Consider the following 19,302-nt stretch of genomic DNA (forward strand, 5'->3'; position numbering starts at 1 on the left):
TTTTATCGTATGCGCATACTTATGATCAGCCGCGCCACCTTATTTTCTACTCCTGGTGGAGATACAATTCAAGTATGTGGGACTGCAGAGCATCTGAGAAGGTTAGGGATAGATGTAGACATCAGGCTCGCTGATGAAAATAACATTGATTATTCACAATACGACCTGCTGCATCTGTTCAATTTGATCCGGCCTAATGACCTTTTGAAACACGCCCTACAATCAGGGAAACCGTATGTTTTATCAACAATATATGTCGATTACTATGAGTATGAGGTAAACGTAAGAGGGGGTGTTTCTAAAATATTTTTGAAATTATTTGGCCGGTTTGGTGCTGAATACATTAAAGTTCTTGGAAGGGCTGTGAAAAACGGTGAAAAAATCGTAAGCCGTAGTTATTTATGGCAGGGCCAGCGAAAAGCTATGATCAATTTGGCGTTAGGAGCAAGTTATTTGTTACCTAATTCATTGAGCGAAATGAGGAGGATTGAGCTGCTTTTAGGTATGACAAACAAATACAAAGTAATCCCTAATGGTATTGATGAAGAGCTTTTTGCAGAGCCTTTAAGAAAAACCAATCGTCAAGGCGTAATTTGTGTGGCAAGAATAGAAGGAAGAAAGAATCAGCTTAATCTAATTCAGGCGATGAATGGCCTTGACATAGAGCTTGTGATAGTTGGTAGACCATCGCCGAATCACCAACTGTATTATAACGAGTGCCGCTCTATTGCTGGTGCTAACGTAAAGTTTCTTGATCATATGCCCCAGGCCGAACTTAGGCAACTTTATGCGGCAGCAAAGGTGCACATTTTACCAAGTTGGTTTGAGACAACCGGACTGTCGAGTCTTGAAGCTGCGATTATGGGATGCAATATTGTGGTCACAAGAAAAGGTGATACAGAGGAGTACTTTGGTAATTTGGCGGTCTATTGTGAGCCAGACAATATTGAGTCAATCAAGGGCGCCATCATGGAAGCCTATAACAAGCCAAACAGCGAGCTTACTAGATTGAGGATTGCAAAACATTTTACCTGGAAAATCGCTGCCACAAAAACTCTAGAGGTTTATAAATCTGTATTAGGCAGATGCTAACTATTATGCATAGAGTAATTTTTAAATGAATTAATTACAAAACTGTTGCACTTATATCAGTCAACAGCTTATTCTGTTTATCATGAAGGTTGCGATTATTGGTTCAAAGGGGTATCCTTACGTGTATGGTGGGTATGAAACATTTGTATCGGAAGTGGCAACCCGGTTGGTTAAACAAGGTGTAGAAATCCATGTTTACTGCCACAAGCAACTGTTTGCCGATCGGCCTAAGCAAGTCAATGGCATCTATCTTCACTATCTTCCTTGCATCAACACCAAAAGCTTTAGCCAGTTATCCAATTCCTTTTTGAGCACGATGCATGCCTTGTTTCAGAACTATGACGTAATACTTTATGTCAATTCGGCAAACGGCGTATTTGGTGTGTTAACAAAATTGTTCAGAAAAAAAACGGCTATCAATGTCGATGGCCTGGAGTGGATGCGTCCCAAATGGAAGGGTTTGGGAGCTAAAGTATTTTACTTTACTTCCAAAATGGCTACCCGTTGGATGAGCCGGATCGTTACTGACGCTGATGCAATGCGGGATGTTTATATAAAGGAGTTCAAAACCGACTCTACAGTGATCGCGTATGGCGCTAATATTCGTTATTCTTCCGACCCATCGTTGATTTCCAAGTGGGGCCTGACACCGGGCACATATTATTTAATAGTTGGCCGCTTGATACCTGACAATAATGCATTGCTTCTTTTGCACGAGTTTTCCCGGTCGGTTTCCGGTAAGAAGCTGGTAATTGTAGGCGATGTGCCCTACAAGGATGAATATGCGGAGAACATAAAAAAAGTGAGGGATCCGAGAATTGTTTTTACTGGTTATGTAAATAACCAAAATGAGTTAGCGGAACTATATCACAATTGCTTCGCGTATCTACACGGCCATGAATTTGGCGGCACCAATCCTACATTACTGAAAGCTCTTGCTTATGGATGTCCGATAATGGCACTGGAAACTGTATTTAGTAGGGAAGTGCTGCTGAATGGAAGGTATGGCCTTTTCTTCTCGAAAGATTTGGGAAGCTTAAGTACCCTGATTGACAGGTCAGAGCAGCAAATTGGCTTGCTGGAACAATTGCGGGCATTGTCAAGAGAACGGATAAATGAACAATACACCTGGGAGAAAATTGCGCAGCAATACTACAACCTCTTTAACTCGCTGTTAAAAAGTAGAGTATAATATGCCGAGGTCTGAGCGTGATTAACCTGTAACAGAAAAACAAAAAAATAAATGCTAAAGAAAAAGCCGGCTACTAGCCGGCTTTTTCTAATTGTTGATGAAACGTAAATTCATTTAACAGCTCTTTCTTTTCATGCAGATGCAGTGCATTGCTATTTCCAAAAATATGCTGTCCATTGTTCGAAACGATAATATTTGCGGGCAGCAGTGCACCACTATTTTTCTTTTCTTCCGCCAGCATGGCCTCTCTATTCCTAAGTTGTTGTAGCGCTAACATTATGGTTTGTGTAAACGTTTTGCTAATGATCGAAATATCAAACATCAAGGAAGCCTTCTGCACATAAAATAGATCCATTCTGTACCGGTGAATAATATCATGAATGTTGGCAGTATTGCCTCGAAAGCCTCTAACTTGGGCCAGCCCTGTGATACCAGGCTTTACAAAATGACGGTTGTTGTAGGCGGGTACCACCAACTGAAAGTCCCGACAATCTTTCTCCATATGAGGTCGCGGACCCACAACGCTCATATCACCCATAAGCACATTTATAAATTGTGGAAGTTCGTCAAAGTTTGATTTACGCAAGAACCTGCCAATGCGAGTGATACGACGATCGTTTTCCTCGGCTTGCTTGATATCGGCAACGGAATTGACCACCATTGTTCGCAACTTGATGCAGGCAAATTTTTTTCCTCTATAACCTACACGCCGCTGTATAAAGAATATTGGACCTCTAGAGTCAAGCTTGATGAATAACGCAAGAACTGGCAGTAGCCAACAAAGCAAAAACAAAATTGTGAAGATGGCAATCAAGATATCAATCATTCGTTTCGCGTTTGATAGCTTATTATACCTAGAAGAAGGAAGTGGCGATCCGTCATATCCTACAAGAGGAATATATGTGCCCTTGCAGTGTTTGTTTTTCACATTCATAGGAAGTTGCTAAGCTTTAGTTTTGGAAATTGTTCGATTAAATATTTGAGGCCGTTATTACTCTCTACTGCCATAAGTATATCACAAGTGAAATAGGCGGCACTAAGGTAGTGACAAATTTAAATGAATAACTACTTATCACTTAAAAGTTTATACGTAATTTTTATGGTGCTTTATAATTAACGCCATCCAACCCCAGATAACATTGTTAGATTGTATGGAGCATAAAGCATTATCTCTTTGCACACTAATTGTTTCACCTTTTCAGATAGACTGGTCCAGAAAAAGTAAGTGGCTGCATTAGTTATTTAAAAAAAATAATTGCTTCCATTAGTGTCAATTTGCTTGTAAGTGGTATCGTGAATGGATGTAGGATTTTACAAAGACTATATAAAAAATAGTACAATGTCTTAAAGCTTTCTTCTTGTTACTCATAATGCGCCACACATCGCCTATAGTTGAACAGCCAAGCAAACACACGTTCTACTTTCTATCTTATTTTGTAGCGCCTCAGTTTGCAGCCATCCTATTTTTCGTTTTACGGACCGTAAGGTGCGATCCGATCAACTCCATGCTGTTTTTCGCAAGCCGTTCATCCGAAAGGCCATTATCCTAAGCCTTGTCGCCAATGAGTTATTCTAGTAGGTCTTCAATAAAACGCTCGCCTATAGTCTTTTCCACTAAGCGATTTCATGGGCACTTGTAGAATAATCCGGAAAGATAAAACAACACCACCGTTCGTGATGGCGATGACTCTACAACCTTTACCCCGCTTAGGCTTTCCCGTAGAAAGCCCCTTTTTCGCCAGCGAGAACGTGCTGCGGGCAAAGCATTTACGCATGTAAATGCCGCCTCTTTACCGAAGTTCTTTAGCCGGCCAAGGCTCTTATCATCCAATCAAGGTCCCACCATCCACCAATGCTGGAAAAGCCTTTGGCAAGGCCTGGCAGCGGACATCCGTCTTTACAATCTCCAGACAGCTCCTTCCAGCACCCAGCGTTGATTCCTCCAGCAGAGGCTTTTGCTATCACTTCTGCCAGGGTCATCACGACCAATATCTTGGATATTCCCATTGCCTGCATGTCAACATTATCCTATAAAATACTCATCCAATATTTATGAGGCCACTCTTAGAAAGAAATGACAACAAAATAATATTAACCGTTGCATGGACTCTATCTTTGTTTTTAGGAGTCCAAAAGGATATTTCAAACCAGCATGGTGTCATCTTTGAAAAGTTGAAATTTTGGGTTTAGAGATCGCCAATCTGTCGGCGCAGGCCGCTGGTGTTTCCAGTGGAATGTGCATTATTTTGACGTAATAGCCATATGGTTATAACCGAAATCTTATGAGAAAAGTACTTATCCTGAACCTGCTTCTGGCAGGTTCATTTGTTCATAGCCAATCCCTGCCCGTCGGAACACCCTTGCTCGAGGAGGCGCTGCGGCGTAGCCAGCTCGATGGCCGGCTTGATTCGAATTTTTCCTTTATGGTTCGGCCACTTATTGCAAACAGGCTGATGCCTTTCGATTCGCTTTTTTACCCCGATGGATTGGCACATCATGCTCCGCTACAAAAAGGTAAACTGTCCCTTCGTTTGTTGCCAGCAGGCCTGGGTCAGCAAGTCAATACCCACCATCCTTACGGCTGGAATGATGGCGCCATGATCCAGGCAAAAGGCTACCAGTTAAAAGCTTCAGCCGGCATGTATGCCCGTTGGGGCCGCGTTAGCCTGCAGCTACAACCCGGACTGGTATGGGCGCAAAACGCATCGTTCGAAACTTTTCCTACCTCGCATACCGATAGCACCTGGCGCAATTATTATTACTTCCTCAACCGCATCGACAACCCAGAACGATACGGCACCGGTAGCTATGCTAAGGCTTTTGCGGGACAGTCATCGCTGCGGGTGCATTTTGGTAAATTTTCCGCAGGCCTTTCCACCGAGAACCTTTGGTGGGGACCGGGCACCCGTAATGCGCTCCTGATGAGTAACAATGCTCCGGGTTTTTTGCACGCCACATTCAATACCACCACGCCGGTGATCACCCGGATCGGTTCGTTTGAAGGGCAAATCATTGCTGGAAGGCTGCGTGCAACTGGCATACTGCCGCCCGACACCGGCCGCACCTTTGAAGGCACCCAGCTGTACCAGCCCAAGCCGGCGGATGGCGACCGGTACATTAATGGTGCAGTGCTCACTTGGCAACCCCGCTGGACTAAGGGCCTGTTCCTGGGTGTAAGCCGGATGTTTTACCAATACAGCAACGACGTGCCCAATACGCTGGATGGCTATCTGCCACTTGTGGGCGGCTTTTTTAAGAAAAAAGTGCGGGATGAAGATCGCTATGGCCGCGACCAGCTTTTTTCGCTGTTTGCACGCCTGTTGCTACCCGAAAGCAAAGCCGAATTTTATGTGGAATGGGGCCGCAATGACCATGCGCTGGATTTAGTGGACCTCGTAGGCGAACCGGAGCACACCCGTGCTTACACGCTAGGCGGACGAAAAATTTTTACCGGTCCAAAGGGCAAGCAGTGGGAACTTTTTGGCGAAATGACGCACCTGCAAAACCCGGCCACCGGCTATGTGCGGGCGCTGGAAGGCTGGTACACACACTACCAGGTGCGGCATGGTTATACGCATCGGGGGCAGGTGCTCGGTGCCGGTATTGGGCCAGGTGGCAGCAGCCAAACGCTGGGCATCAACCGGTGGAAAGGTATTGCTAAAACAGGCCTGTACCTGGAGCGGGTAGTGCGGCACAACGATTTTACCCTGCAAAATTTTGTGCCCTCCCGAAAGTTTGATGTGCATTGGGTGGATCTGTCGCTAAATGGCACCAAAAGTTGGGTGCGGGGCAATTTCCTGTTCAATGCCCAACTGTCACTGGTTCGCTCCATCAACTACCAGTGGCGCTATATCCGCGAAACCCAGGGCTCTAAATTTGCAAATAATATCCACGCCGCGTTTTCTGCGGCCTATAGGTTTTGAGGGGAAACGTGAAAAGTCAAACGTCAACGGTGAATGGTGAATGGGTAATGGTGAATTTTGGTGAAACACAAAGTCACGAAGGGTATAACCAGGCACAAAGGCCAGCATGAAAATGATTTGTTTATAGCATAAAAGAGATTCAGGTTCAAAAGATTTGGTCACTCAAATTCACCATTGCCCATTCACCACGCCTCACCGCAACGCCACCCTACTCTTTCGCCTGCTCAGGTAATAATGCCACAACACCATCGTTGCTACCGAACGGTAAGGCCGCCACGGCTCGGCAAGCACCAGCATCGTTTCCTTTGAAACGGATTTATCCAGCCCTTTCACATCCCGCAGTGCCAGCACCAGGGCCAGGTCACCTAAGGGGAAAATATCGGTGCGGCGCATGGCGTGCAACAGGTAAATATCTGCCGTCCACGGCCCGATGCCTTTAAGCCTGGTCAACTCCTGCCGCACCTGCTCATCGGGCATGGCTTCAAATTGCGCCAACACCATTTGCCCGCTGTAAATGGCAGTGGCCAGGCCCCGCACATAACCCGTTTTTTGCCGGGTAAAATAACACGCCCTCAATTCCGCATCGCTCATCGCCAAGATCTTTTCCGGCGTAGGCTCACCAATGGCAGCCTCCAGTTTGGTGTATGCCGCAAATGCCGCCTGCAGCGAAACCTGCTGCTCTAAAATGGTGAGCACCAGCGTGGCAAATGAGTTGGGCCGCGTCCAAAGCGGCGGCATGCCATAAGCTTCCACAATCCTCGTCAGATCCTCGTCGATGCTGCACAGCTGCTGCACCAACGCTTCGTAATTGCTTTTATCAAACTGCTCCATTATTTTTCCCGCCTAAATTGGTGGCAAAGATGAAAGGCTTATTTATTTTCCTCTGCATTTTATTACAAACAGCGGCTTGGGGCCAACAGCCACCGCCGGTGGTGTCGCTGGCGGGCATTGGCGTCATCAAACTGGGCATGAAAAAGGAGGCACTCGACAAGCTGCTGCCTGCGCCGGTGCAGTTGAAAAACCTGTTGCAATCGGAGTGGGAGCCCGACACCGTTCAGGTGCAACTGGCAGGTGTTGATTACCAATTGGTACTGAATAAAAGTATAGATGAAAGGGATAAAAGCGCCATTGTGGTGTATGCCGTGCACAGCCGCAATGCCCAGCTCAAAACCCCCTCAGGTGTGGGCATTGGCGATGATAAGTTGAAGATTGTTAGCACCTACGAAGATTACATGCTACACCTGGCGCCGGAGTATGATGCGGAAAGCGGCGCCAAAATCAAAGGAAAATCAACCATCATGCTCTACGGCGATGAAACGCCTGCCATGATCGTGTTTGAGCTGGAACGAGGCAAGGTCGTTGGCTTTTGGGTAGCTTATGCCGAAGGCTGCTAAATGGCAAGCGCCGAACGAATTAGCTCGTTCGGCGCTTGCCATTTATGCTTTTACCCGCAATTTACTGATGGCCTCCTGTGTAAACCGGCTCAACGCCAGCCAGCCACTGATCTCGGCCCGCTGCGGCAACAACTCGTTCCAATGCTCGGTGCCGCTCCAGAACATTTTTTTCATTTCGGCCATAGCCTCGGGGTTGCTTTGCGCCAGCTGGTTGGCCAGCCTGCTGATCGATTCGTCCATACCTTCCACGGTGGGGTGCACTTCGGCAAACAAGCCTTTCTTTTTAGCCCAATCGCTGTTGCGCCACATGGTAGCGTCAATGGCCAGCTGCGCAAAGGCCGAAGCGCCAATTTTCCGCTCCACCGCCGGCCCAATTACAAACGGCCCGATGCCAATGGCCAGCTCGCTGAGCCGCACATCGGCGCCGTCTACTGCAATGGCATAATCGGCGGCTGCCGCCAGCCCCACGCCGCCGCCCACGCAGCGGCCATGCACCCGTGCAATGACCAGTTTGGAAATGCTGCGGATGGCATTGATGACATGGGCAAAACCGCTGAAAAACTGGAAGCCTTTTTGCGCATCGGTAATGGCCGACAGCTCGCTGAACGATGCCCCGGCACAAAATGCTTTTTCGCCACCCGACCGCAACACAATTACCCTTGTGGCTGCATCGCCGCCACAGGCATGTATTTCATGGGCCAGCCCATCGAGCAGGCGGCGCGGCAGCGAGTTGCCCTGCGGGTGAAAAAATTCGATGGTGGTAATGCCCTGGTGGGTTTCGGAGGTGACATATCCGTTGTCAAAATCGGGGATCATATGGCGCAAGTTTTCGTTTTTATACGCTGGGTTTAAATTATGCAACAATAAGCGGAGCCACAAGGTTGTGCGGCTTTCTATTTTAAAATAAAACGCCGTGCCGCGCCAACCACGTTAACTGCGTTTGCGCACCATCGTTAAAATAGTGCCCGCTGCCACGTGTTCGCCGGTTTCGTCCAGCACTTCTACCAGCCATTTTACAATTCCGCGGGGTATTTCGCCTTCCTCACGGTTGTCTTGCGGCAATTTTTCTTTACAGGTAAACCGCACCCAGATGGCAGCGCCGGGGTAAACCGGTTTGGTAAAACGCAACTCGTCGATGCCATAGTTTAGCAGCACCGGCCCCAGGTCGGAGCCATCTACAAACAAGCCTGCAGCAGCGCTCAGTATGAAATAGCCATGCGCCACCTGCCCTTCGAACATGGTGCCGCTAAAATCCGTGTCGCGTTGGTGGGCATAAAAATGATCGCCGCTCAGGTCGGCAAAGCGGTCAATATCATCGGCGGTAATGGTGCGCTGTTCCGTGATCAGCTGGTCGCCCACCGACAGGTCTTCAAAGTATTTGCGGAAAGGGTGTTCGCTGCCTGCATTGCCCCGTGCACCGGTTTGATAGGTGCCGGTAATGGCCGTCAGCACATTGGGCGAACCCTGCACGGCCACCCGCTGCAGGTAATGCTTTACGCCCCGCAGGCCGCCCATTTCCTCGCCACCGCCGGCCCTGCCGGGGCCGCCATGCACCAGCATGGGCAGCGGAGAACCGTGGCCGGTGCTTTCCGCCGCACATTCCCCGTTGAGCACCAGTATGCGGCCATGGTGTGTGGCGGCACCTACCACAAAATCGGTAGCCTCGCGGTTATCGGCTGTAACGATGGAGCAGCACAGCGAGCCTTTGCCCATTTTGCTTAGCACAATGGCTTCGTCCAAATCTTTATAAGGCATCAGTGTACTTACGGGGCCAAAACATTCCACTTCATGCACGGCTTTGCTTTCCAGCGGGTGTTCGTTCAGCAGGAGCAGCGGTGAAATAAATGCGCCCTGCTTCGGGTCCGCATCCAGCAGCTCTACGCTGTCCAGCGAGCCATAAACAATGCCCGATGTGGCCAGCAAGCGCTGCACGTTTTGCTGCAGACGGTCCCTTTGCGCAAGCCCCGCCAGTGCGCCCATCCGCACTTTTTCGTTGTGCGGGTTGCCAATGGTGGTTTGCGCCAGTGCCTGCCGCAGTGCATCAGATGCCGCTTCCAGCATGTTTTCGGGCACAAAAATGCGGCGAACCGCCGTGCATTTTTGCCCAGCCTTTGCTATTATTTCCCTGCGCACTTCTTTGATGAATAGTTGCCACTCCGGCGTACCCAGACCGGCGTGCTGCCCCAGCACCAGGGCGTTGAGCGAATCGGCTTCCATGGTAAACGGCACGCTTTCCTGTACGATGCGTGGATGTGTTTTTAAGCCAATACCCGTTTGGTGCGAACCGGTAAACGTAACCACATCCTGTGCGGTTACGCCATCGAGCAGATTGCCGGGTGCACCGCAAAGAATTTGCAAAGCGCCATCGGGCAGGATGCCGCTGTCAATGATTTCTTTGGCCACAGCCTGAGCCAAATAGGAGCCATACGGCGATGGCTTTACCACTGCAGGCATGCCCGCCAGCCAGTTGACGGCGCATTTTTCCAACATACCCCATACGGGAAAATTATAGGCATTGATGTGTACCGCCACGCCTTCGCGGGGCACCAGCAGGTGGTGGGCCATAAAAGTGCCGCCTTTGCCCAAAGGGATGGGGTCGCCGTCGGTGCAGTAGGGCAGGTCGGGCAGCTTGCGCCGTAGCGATGCATTGGCAAACAGGTTGCCGATGCCGCCTTCAATATCGATCCAGCTATCGGCACGGGTGGCGCCGGTATGGTAGGAAAGTTGGTAGAAGCCTTCTTTTTTACTTTGCAGGTGCAGTGCCAGTGCTTTAAGCCTGCGGCCCCGTTCGTGAAAAGTGAGTTTGCGCAGGGCAGGATTGCCCACCGTGCGGGCCCAATGCAGTGCCGCTTCGGTATCAATGCCTTCGGTATCGGCAAGGGCAATGGGTTCGGAGGTTACGGCATCGAGCAGCAGCTCGCCGTCGCCGGTACCCGTTTGCCACCGGCCGCCAACGTAGTTGGCTATTTTGCCCACGCGGGTGGGGGTAATCAAGGGTGTCATGTTGCAATCGTTAAGAGGGGAAAGTTACACCGGTATCGTCATTTGCGGAAAATGGTAAGACATAAATGCTGACTTGTCCAAATGGAAACAAATGTTTGTCTTAAATGATGCAATTCAAAAGCGCACCCGTCATTGCGAGGCGCAGCAACAACATTGCAAAGGGATACATGAAATGCACCGAAGCAATCTCCTGATGTTGGTTAGGAAATGAATCAAGTATTGTTAAACCGGCACTGATAAAACAGGAGCTTGCTTCGGTGCAACAAATGTAGTTAGGGACAGCGCATCTCCTGCGCCTCGCAATAACGGGCAGCGCTGGTTCAGGCTTCAGTTGTTACCACGGCACCAAACTGCCGCAGGTGGTGCACTGCATGTTTGTAGGTAAACAGCACGTTGCCTTCGTAATCGAGGTTGCCAAAAAACGGGTTGAGTGTAGTGAGGTTGGGGTTGGCGGCAAACACCGCAAAAAAATGCTGTAATTCTTCCTCCAGGTTATCAATCGCTTCTTCCATGGTGGTAAACCTGGGCGGCGCTGGCGACTGCGGCACCATCGGGTTGGGTATGTTTTCGCGCAGCGGTTGGTTGCTTTTTAAAAACGCCTGCATCTTCGGCAGGTCGGCTTCGGGGGTAAACAGGCGGGGCGCCGGCAACCGCCCCGACGATAAGCGCACCGCATCGCTAAAATGCTCGATCATTTGCTGCAAATTCATTTTGCCCCATTGTGGCGGCGTGTGGTGCGGAATGCTGCGCAGCATCGGGATAAACTGCTGTTGCAAAAACCGGATTTTATGGGAAAGGCTCATGGTGGGTGGTTTTGAAGTCCGATCCGAAGTCCGAAGTCCGAAGTCCGAAGTCCGAAGTCCGAAGTCCGAAGTCCGAAGTCCGGAAAAGTTCAGCCTTTGAAGATACTGCTGAAAAAGAAAAATCCCACAGGCCAACACCTGCAGGATTCTATAAAAATAGGTACACGTCTTCGGTCTTTCGACACCCGTCTTCCAACTCCACCCTACACCGCCGAGGCAGCTTCTTTTTCAATAGAAGCAGAAAGGGCGTTGAAGATATCGTCGATGGAGCCTTCGCCTTTGATGGCTTCAAAACGGCCCAGGGCTTTGTAGTGCTCGGCCACTGGTTCGGTTTCGGCTTTATATACGGCAAAGCGTTTGCGGATAACGGCCTCGTCGGTATCGTCGGTGCGCCCCGATGTTTCGCCGCGTTTCAGCAGGCGTTGCACCAGCTCTTCTTCCGAAACTTCCAGGGCAATTACTTTCGTGATGCTTGTTTTGCGCAGCGCCAGCAGCTTGTCCAGCGCCTGGGCCTGTGCTTCGGTACGCGGAAAGCCATCGAACAGAAAACCTTTTGCACTGCTATTTTGTTCCAACATGGTGTCGATCATGCCAATCACTACCTCGTCGGGTACCAGTTGTCCTTTGTCGATGAAATTTTTGGCTTCGGTGCCGAGGGGCGTTTTTGCTGCAATTTCGGCCCGCAGCAGGTTGCCGGTAGAAAGGTGCACCAATCCAAATTTTTCTACAACTCTTTCCGATTGGGTTCCCTTGCCGCTGCCGGGAGGTCCGAACAGTATCAAATTAAACATAAGCGCTAAAAATGCTGTTGAGACAAAGATAGGGAACCGGGCAGAGAATTCAGGTTGCGATTTGGCGCCCCTGTTTGGTAAAAAACAACAGTGTGCCGTTTTCTTTAAATAAACATCAATGCAGCCGCCGGTTTATTGAAGGTATTTGCAATGCTGGCAGGTGTGCAGCGTGCAGGGAAATGGCGGCATTCTTTAACAAACCAAACTTTTAGCACCTGCGTACATTTGTAACAACTTACCAATATGAAACAGCTGTTCCTACTGTGCATACTGGCCCTGGCGCTGCAAAGCTGCACCCAGGCGCAATCGTCAAAACAAAATGCCATGAGCGTACAACCCTCCAAAAACCCGGTTTACTCCAATACCGACACTTCGAAAGTAGAGCTAAGCAACGATGAGTGGCGCAAGATTCTGCCCACGGAAATGTACCAGATAGCCCGGCAAAAAGGCACCGAACGCCCTTGGACCTCGAAGTTTGAAAACTTTAAGGAAGTGGGCACTTATTACTGCGCGGCCTGTGGCAATGCGTTGTTTAAAAGCGACACCAAGTTCGACAGCGGCTGCGGCTGGCCTTCGTTTTACGAGCCCGTTGGCAAAGGCAATATTATTTACACCCCCGACCACTCGCATGGCATGACCCGCACCGAAGTGCAGTGCGGCCGCTGCAAGGCGCATTTGGGCCACGTGTTTGATGACGGCCCGCCGCCCACCGGCCTGCGTTATTGCATCAACGGCGTAATTCTCGATTTTAAAAAAGCTGAGGCTGCCAAAAAGAATTTCGAGCAAAAGCAGTAGGCTTTTGCGTTCATTTTTATTGTAAAAAAATTACGGCTACTGCATACTGTTGGGTTGATTTAACAACGCCCCGGTTTGCAGTAGCCGTTTGCTTAACCCAACCATTAACCGAAAATTGCGCAAACCCGCAACAATAGCGGCTCGGCAGTTGTTGTAAAACCTTTTGCAGGCTACGCAACGGCACGAAATTTATATTATTATTATACTGGATTTGGGCATGTTGCCTGCACCCTTTTTTCGTTCACCTTTAAATTGTGAACATCATGATCAAGAAATTACCGGGAGAGGTTTGGAAAACAATGAAGTTCAGTGGCAGCGCCGCTTTGCGCAACCGGTATGCAGTATCCTCGCATGGCCGGATAGCCAGTTTTAAAGATGACGTGCTGGAAGATGGAAAGTTGCTCAACGGTTCCATCACCACCGGCTACCGCACTTTAAACCTGCACCGCCCCGACAACAAGGGCACCTTGTACATTCACCGCGAACTGGCCAAGCTGTTTTTACCCAAAACATCGCCGAAGCATAAGTATGTGATCCATAAAAATCACGACAAGCTGGACAACAGTGTAAAAAACCTGAAGTGGGCCACGCTGGAAGAGATGATTGCCCACCAGCAAAAAAGCCCTGCAAAAATGGCCTACAAAGAGCGGCAGGCCAACCGCACCGTGGGCCTGAAACTAACGGCAGCGCAGGTGCGCAAAATCAAGGACATTTTGAACAGCGAACGGCGCAAGCTTACCATCAAACAACTTGCCGACAAGTACGCAGTGAGCGAAATGACCCTTTACCGCATCAAAAGCGGCGAGAATTGGGGAAGCGTGTAGGGAGAGAGGGTTGGTAGTTGACAGTTGGTAGTTGATAGAATTGCTTCGCCAATCGAAATAATTTTTTGAAGCATGCAATAAGTGCATGCTTTTTTCATTGGCAACTACCAACTACCAACTACCAACTACCAACTACCAACTACCAACTACCAACTAAATTTGCCCATGCTTGAACCTCAAACCCTGCGATTCCTGTCGGGGCTGGAACTGAACAACAATAAGCCCTGGTTCGACAACAACCGCCCCGCATACGAAGCTGCACGCATTGACTTTCAAAATTTTATACAACTGGTCATCGACGACCTGCAACGCACCGATGCTACCATTGCCGGTATAGCGGCCCGAGATTGTCTGTTTCGCATCAACCGCGATGTGCGTTTTGCCAAAGACAAACGGCCCTATAAAAACAACATGGGCGCTTCTATAAAACGGGGTGGCAAAAAGTCGCCGTTTGCAGGCTATTATTTTCACCTGGAGCCGGGCAAAAGCTTTGTGGGCGGCGGATTGTGGATGCCCGAAGCCGCGCAATTGAAAGCAGTGCGGCAGGAAATTGATTATTGCTGGGACGAGTTCAAATCTTTGGTGGAAGCTCCCCATTTCAAACAAACTTTTGGCGACCTTTGGCGCAGCCCCGAAACAGAACTGGTAACCACACCCAAAGGCTACGAAAAAGACCACCCGGCCATTTCTTATTTAAAGTTCAAAAGCTTTATTGCCGAAACGCCTGTTGCCGACGCCGAGTTGACATCAGCCGCATTGCACAAAAAAACGGTAGCAGCATTTAAAACCTTGCATCCGCTTATTTGTTTCATTAACCGGACAGTGGAGGCGTGATGGTAACGAGAATCGTGAAAGGTGAAACGTGAATGGTCAATGGTGAATGGTAAGTTATTGGCGTCAGACGTGAAACGTCAAACGTCAAAAATGAACTGGCGGTTGATGAGTGTATTGATTGGTAAAAACGGAGCATCTATCAATACTCACGATCCATTCACTTTTCACGTTTGACTTTTCACGACAAATCACCACGCACCTAAAAACCCAATTGATTTTTCCATGAGCAAAGTTTGGTTGATAACAGGCGCCAGCAGTGGGCTGGGTGCAGCACTGGCGGCAGCAGCTTTACAGAATGGGCACAAGGTTGCCGCAACATTTCGGAAACCGGAGCAGGCTGCAGATTTTACCACACAGAATAGCGGCGCAGGCCTGGGCATTGTGCTGGATGTGACCAGCCAAGAACAGGTTACCGCTGGTGTACAGCAAGCCATTGAGCATTTTGGCCGTATAGATGTGCTGGTAAATAATGCCGGCTATGGCACCATTGGCGCCATCGAAGAATTTAGCATGGAGGAGGTCCGCCAGCAGTTTGAAGCCAATTTTTTTGGAGCCGTTGCGCTAACTAAACAGGTGCTGCCTGCTATGCGCCAGCAAGGCTCGGGGCAGATCCTGTTTATTTCCTCTGCCGCAGGATTTAAAGCCACCGGCGGTTTTGGTGTGTACAACAGCAGCAAGTTTGCGCTGGAAGGTTTTGCCGAAGCGTTGGCGCAAGAGGTAGGGGCTTTAGGCATACGCGTAACCATTGTGCAGCCCGGTCCGTTCCGCACCCAGTTTGCCGGCAGTTCGGTAAAGCTGGCGCAGCAGCGCATGGACGAATACAAGCAAACACCCGTGGCGCAGATGTACCACTATATTTCCCGCATCGATGGCAAACAGGAAGGCGATCCCGAAAAAGGCGCCCACGCAATCATCGACTTTGTAGCAAGCGATAGCAAAACCCTGCGCCTGCCACTCGGCAAACATTCGCTGGATGCCATCCGCGCCAAGCTCCGTGCCGTTGCCAGCGATCTGGATGCCAATGAGCGCATTGCGCTGAGCACAATGTATGAAGGGAAGTGAGGGAAGTTGACAGTTGGCAGTCAGGAGTTGATAGTTGGTAGTTGATAGCTGATAGTGAGCAGCGCTCCATCAAACACTACTGTCATTGCGAGGCGCGGCAAAATCATTTTTATATAAAACAACCTGTGCGCCGAAGCAATCTCCAGCCACTGATAAAACAGCAAATCCAAACCGCATTACACAAAAAAGACCGGCTTTTTACCGCCGGTCTTTTGTTTACAAAAACAAACTATTATCATCATCAACTACTAACTATCTACTGTCGACTCCTGACTGCTGACTTTTACTTGTCAACTATCAACTGCCAACTGTCATCTATCATCCCCCATCCATCATCTCCTCCTACAGCAATCCTTTCTCCGACAAATACTCCGCAATCTGCACCGCGTTGGTAGCGGCGCCTTTGCGCAGGTTGTCGCTCACACACCACAGGTTCAGGGTATTGGGCTGGCTTTCGTCGCGGCGGATGCGGCCAACAAATACATCATCTTTTTCATGCGCATCCATCGGCATGGGGTAGCCTGCATTTGCAGGGTCGTCAACCAGCGTTACGCCAGGTGAAGTACGGAGCAGCTCTTTTACTTCATCCAGGTCAAAGTCGTTTTCAAACTCGATGTTGATGGCTTCGCTGTGGCCACCCATTACCGGGATGCGCACCGTGGTAGAAGTTACGCGGATCGAATCATCACGCATGATCTTTTTTGTTTCATTCACCATCTTCATTTCCTCTTTGGTGTAACCATTGTCGAGGAATACGTCGATCTGCGGAATCACGTTCAGGTCGATGGGATATTTATAAGCCATCGGGTATTCTTCCTGAGCAGCGCCGGCAGCTTTTGCACGTTCGCCCATCAGTTGGTCCACGGCTTTTTTACCGGTGCCGGTTACGCTTTGGTAGGTTGATACCACGATGCGTTTGATGCCGTATTTTTTATGCAGCGGGTTCAGCGCCACCACCATCTGGATGGTAGAGCAGTTGGGGTTAGCAATGATCTTATCGTTGGCGGTGAGGGCATCGGCATTTACCTCGGGCACCACCAGCGGTTTGGTGGGGTCCATGCGCCAGGCCGATGAATTGTCCACCACGGTAATGCCGGCTTCGGCAAACTTGGGCGCCCACTCCAGCGAGGTGCTGCCGCCTGCCGAAAACAAGGCCAGTTGGGGCTTTGCGGCAATAGCGTCTTGCAGGCTCACCACCTTATAAGGCTTGCCTTTATACATTACTTCTTTGCCTACCGAACGTTCGGAGGCTACCGGCAGCAGTTCGCTCACCGGGAAATTGCGCTCTTCCAATACCTGCAGCATTTTGGTGCCCACCAGGCCGGTGGCGCCCACAACAGCAACTTTCATTTGTTTGTTATTCGGGTTTTTGTTTGACAATAAAAAAAGCCTTCCCGGTTTGGGGAAGGCTTAGTATTATGCTGACACACACGCAACGTCAGGCACCTTCCCCGGTGGAAAAATGTTTCTTAGTGCGTTTAATGTGTTTTATGATCATCATTGCGGAAGCGAATGTATTATAAAAAATGCAGCAGGGCAAAAAACGTACAGCTTGCCCCAAATTATTAGACAAATGTTCAGTTTGCCCGGCCATTCAACGCCAAAACTGAACAAAATACTGTTTGCAGTACAGCCCCCTATTGCATTTGCGAACAGCACCGTTTATCTTTTAGTTGATAAAGCCGGGCTTGCCACCATTTTATTTTAAGTAAAATAATGGCGACCCACCCAACACCAAAACATGACTGCTGTTACCACCAACCTGCTCCTGCTGCTGTTGCTTTTTTGCCTGCCGGCAAACGCGCAGCGCCACGCCGTTGTGATCCACGAAATCATGGCCGATCCGCAGCCTTCCATTGGCCTGCCCGAAGTGGAATACATCGAATTGCGCAACCGCAGCGCGGCGCCCATCAACCTGCAGGGCTGGCGCCTGCAAACGGGCAGCAGTACCAGTGGCGCCTTTCCCATTTACCTGTTGCAACCCGATAGCTTGGTGGTGGTTTGTTCCCGAACCAATGCTGTGTTATTTGGGCAAAATACAATTGGCGTCACGTCTTTTCCGGCACTGTCCAACGGCGGCACCACACTGGTGTTGGTTAATGGCACCGGCAGCCTTGTACATGCGGTGCCATATACTACCGCGTGGTACGGTGCGGCGGATAAAGAAGGTGGCGGCTGGAGCCTGGAAATGATCGATGCGGAAAACCCTTGCGGTGGCGCTTTCAACTGGAAGGCTGCGCATCATCCTTTAGGCGGCACTCCGGGAGGGCCCAACTCTGTTGCGGGTAAAAACCGGGATCACACGCCGCCAGCATTGCTATCCGCCACGGCGCCTGATAGCCTGCACCTGTTGCTACGTTTTGACGAGACGCTGGACAGTGCTGCTGCGGCAAACGGCCAGTCGTATGAAATGTCACCCGGCATAGCCATCATGGCTGCAGTACCGCAGCCACCGTTGTATCAGCAAGTGCTGTTGACGCTGCAGACACCCATGCAAACGGCAACGGTGTACATCGTAAAAGTGCAGGGTATTCAGGATTGTGCTGGCAACATTGTAGGCAGCCGCAACAGCGCACAAGCCGGGTCGCCGCAAACGGCTATGGCAGGTGATGTGGTCATCAATGAAGTCCTGTTTAACCCCAAACCTGGCGGCAGCGATTACGTGGAGTTGTATAACCGGGGTAAAAAGATCATTGATCTTTCGGGCCTCTCATTGACCCATAGTTCCACAACTGCAATTGGAAGTCAGTTACCGAAATTGACCAAAGAGCCACATTACCTTTTCCCGGGCCAGCACGTTATAGTAACCGAAGACCGTGATGCCGTGCTGCGCTATTTTTTAGTAAAAAATGAAGCGCAGTTGTTGGAGGTGGCGGCGCTACCCTCTCTGCCCGATGATAAAGGCACCCTAACCCTTTGGAACGAAGGGGGCCAAATAGTAGATGCGCTGGCTTACCAGCACAACTGGCATTTTGCGCTGCTTACCGAAAAAGATGGTGTGGCGCTGGAACGTATCAATCCGGCCGCACCCACGCAGCAAAGCGGCAACTGGACCTCGGCCGCCGCAACTGCCGGATTTGGCACACCTACTTACGCAAACTCGCAGCTCCACCAACAATCAACTGCTGCAATGACCTGGAGCATTGCCCCACAGGTGTTTTCGCCAGACGGTGATGGCTTTGAGGATTTTTGCACCATTACATATCAACTGGATGCACCGAACTACGTGGCCAACCTGCAGGTTTTTGATGCCGGCGGCAGGCTGGTGCGCCACCTGGTGCAAAGCCAAACGCTGACGCAAAGCGGCTCTTTCCGTTGGAACGGGCTTTCGGATGCCGGTAGCGCATTGCCCACCGGCAACTATATTTTGCTAATCGACATATTTAACCTGCAAGGCAAAAAGCAGCAATGGAAACAAACGGTGGTGCTGGCCCGCAGGCGTTAGCAACGCATCATTCAACATAAACAACACCGCTTTTATCCTGCATTATCCATAACCCGGCTATTTTATGCAGGGCGCATCGAAATTTCAAGCAGTTTTGGAGGTAGCCAAATGGCATTGCCGGCGTTATACACTTGCGCCGTTGCA

General features: G+C 49.8%; 16 protein-coding genes. 9 read left to right on the forward strand and 7 right to left on the reverse strand.

From position 1 onward, the window contains the following. The first annotated feature begins 21 nt into the window (after positions 1-21). Positions 22-1,092, forward strand: a complete 1,071-nt coding sequence (locus EPD17_RS03010) for a glycosyltransferase family 4 protein (RefSeq protein WP_165929506.1) — start codon at positions 22-24, stop codon at positions 1,090-1,092. An 82-nt stretch (positions 1,093-1,174) separates the two neighbouring features. After that, positions 1,175-2,284, forward strand: coding sequence for a DUF1972 domain-containing protein (locus tag EPD17_RS03015; RefSeq protein ID WP_132051658.1), 1,110 nt, complete (start codon positions 1,175-1,177; stop codon positions 2,282-2,284). Positions 2,285-2,357: 73 nt separating this feature from the next. On the opposite strand, the gene EPD17_RS03020 is transcribed toward EPD17_RS03015, so the two are convergent. After that, on the reverse strand, positions 2,358-3,110 hold the full coding sequence (locus EPD17_RS03020; RefSeq protein ID WP_165929507.1) for a sugar transferase: 753 nt from the start codon (positions 3,108-3,110) through the stop codon (positions 2,358-2,360). 1,456 nt (positions 3,111-4,566) lie between these two features. On the opposite strand from EPD17_RS03020, the gene EPD17_RS03025 reads away from it, so the two are divergent. After that, positions 4,567-6,207, forward strand: coding sequence for a capsule assembly Wzi family protein (locus EPD17_RS03025; protein WP_132051662.1), 1,641 nt, complete (start codon positions 4,567-4,569; stop codon positions 6,205-6,207). A gap of 192 nt (positions 6,208-6,399) precedes the next feature. Here the strand turns inward: EPD17_RS03025 and EPD17_RS03030 are convergent, their stop codons facing one another. Continuing rightward, positions 6,400-7,038, reverse strand: a complete 639-nt coding sequence (locus EPD17_RS03030) for a DNA-3-methyladenine glycosylase family protein (RefSeq protein ID WP_240040724.1) — start codon at positions 7,036-7,038, stop codon at positions 6,400-6,402. Positions 7,039-7,067: 29 nt separating this feature from the next. On the opposite strand from EPD17_RS03030, the gene EPD17_RS03035 reads away from it, so the two are divergent. After that, a complete protein-coding gene (locus EPD17_RS03035) occupies positions 7,068-7,601 on the forward strand; it encodes a hypothetical protein (RefSeq protein ID WP_132051666.1) in 534 nt (177 codons plus the stop codon). A 42-nt stretch (positions 7,602-7,643) separates the two neighbouring features. On the opposite strand, the gene EPD17_RS03040 is transcribed toward EPD17_RS03035, so the two are convergent. The 4 genes from EPD17_RS03040 to EPD17_RS03055 form a co-directional block, all read right to left on the reverse strand. Continuing rightward, entirely contained in the window at positions 7,644-8,417 is a 774-nt protein-coding gene (locus EPD17_RS03040) for an enoyl-CoA hydratase/isomerase family protein (protein ID WP_132051668.1), read from the reverse strand. Positions 8,418-8,531: 114 nt separating this feature from the next. Further along, positions 8,532-10,604, reverse strand: a complete 2,073-nt coding sequence (paaZ, locus tag EPD17_RS03045) for a phenylacetic acid degradation bifunctional protein PaaZ (protein WP_240040725.1) — start codon at positions 10,602-10,604, stop codon at positions 8,532-8,534. A 320-nt stretch (positions 10,605-10,924) separates the two neighbouring features. After that, on the reverse strand, positions 10,925-11,407 hold the full coding sequence (locus tag EPD17_RS03050) for a hypothetical protein (protein ID WP_132051670.1): 483 nt from the start codon (positions 11,405-11,407) through the stop codon (positions 10,925-10,927). 203 nt (positions 11,408-11,610) lie between these two features. Continuing rightward, the gene (locus EPD17_RS03055; protein ID WP_114234701.1) at positions 11,611-12,198 is read right to left on the reverse strand and encodes an adenylate kinase; all 588 of its coding nucleotides are present in this window, start codon (positions 12,196-12,198) and stop codon (positions 11,611-11,613) included. 243 nt (positions 12,199-12,441) lie between these two features. Here EPD17_RS03055 and msrB point away from each other — a divergent pair, with 243 nt between their 5' ends. The 4 genes from msrB to EPD17_RS03075 all read left to right on the forward strand — a co-directional run bounded on the left by msrB (position 12,442) and on the right by EPD17_RS03075 (position 15,713). After that, positions 12,442-12,993: a peptide-methionine (R)-S-oxide reductase MsrB gene (msrB, locus tag EPD17_RS03060; protein ID WP_114234702.1), complete on the forward strand. Its 552-nt coding sequence runs from the start codon at positions 12,442-12,444 to the stop codon at positions 12,991-12,993. A 263-nt stretch (positions 12,994-13,256) separates the two neighbouring features. Then, the gene (locus tag EPD17_RS03065) at positions 13,257-13,817 is read left to right on the forward strand and encodes an NUMOD4 domain-containing protein (protein ID WP_114234703.1); all 561 of its coding nucleotides are present in this window, start codon (positions 13,257-13,259) and stop codon (positions 13,815-13,817) included. Positions 13,818-13,982: 165 nt separating this feature from the next. Further along, positions 13,983-14,651 (forward strand): DUF2461 domain-containing protein, encoded by a 669-nt coding sequence (locus EPD17_RS03070; RefSeq protein ID WP_132056191.1) that lies wholly within the window; start codon positions 13,983-13,985, stop codon positions 14,649-14,651. A gap of 222 nt (positions 14,652-14,873) precedes the next feature. Continuing rightward, the gene (locus tag EPD17_RS03075) at positions 14,874-15,713 is read left to right on the forward strand and encodes an oxidoreductase (RefSeq protein ID WP_132051672.1); all 840 of its coding nucleotides are present in this window, start codon (positions 14,874-14,876) and stop codon (positions 15,711-15,713) included. A gap of 342 nt (positions 15,714-16,055) precedes the next feature. Here EPD17_RS03075 and EPD17_RS03080 read toward each other — a convergent pair whose 3' ends face one another. Beyond that, positions 16,056-17,063 (reverse strand): aspartate-semialdehyde dehydrogenase, encoded by a 1,008-nt coding sequence (locus EPD17_RS03080; protein WP_114234706.1) that lies wholly within the window; start codon positions 17,061-17,063, stop codon positions 16,056-16,058. A 391-nt stretch (positions 17,064-17,454) separates the two neighbouring features. Here EPD17_RS03080 and EPD17_RS03085 point away from each other — a divergent pair, with 391 nt between their 5' ends. Then, positions 17,455-19,158: a lamin tail domain-containing protein gene (locus tag EPD17_RS03085; RefSeq protein WP_132051674.1), complete on the forward strand. Its 1,704-nt coding sequence runs from the start codon at positions 17,455-17,457 to the stop codon at positions 19,156-19,158. Positions 19,159-19,302: the final 144 nt, after the last annotated feature.

The sequence above is a fragment of the Pseudocnuella soli genome, from assembly GCF_004347775.1.
GTDB classification, from domain to species: Bacteria; Bacteroidota; Bacteroidia; order Chitinophagales; family Chitinophagaceae; genus Flavisolibacter; species Flavisolibacter aquaticus.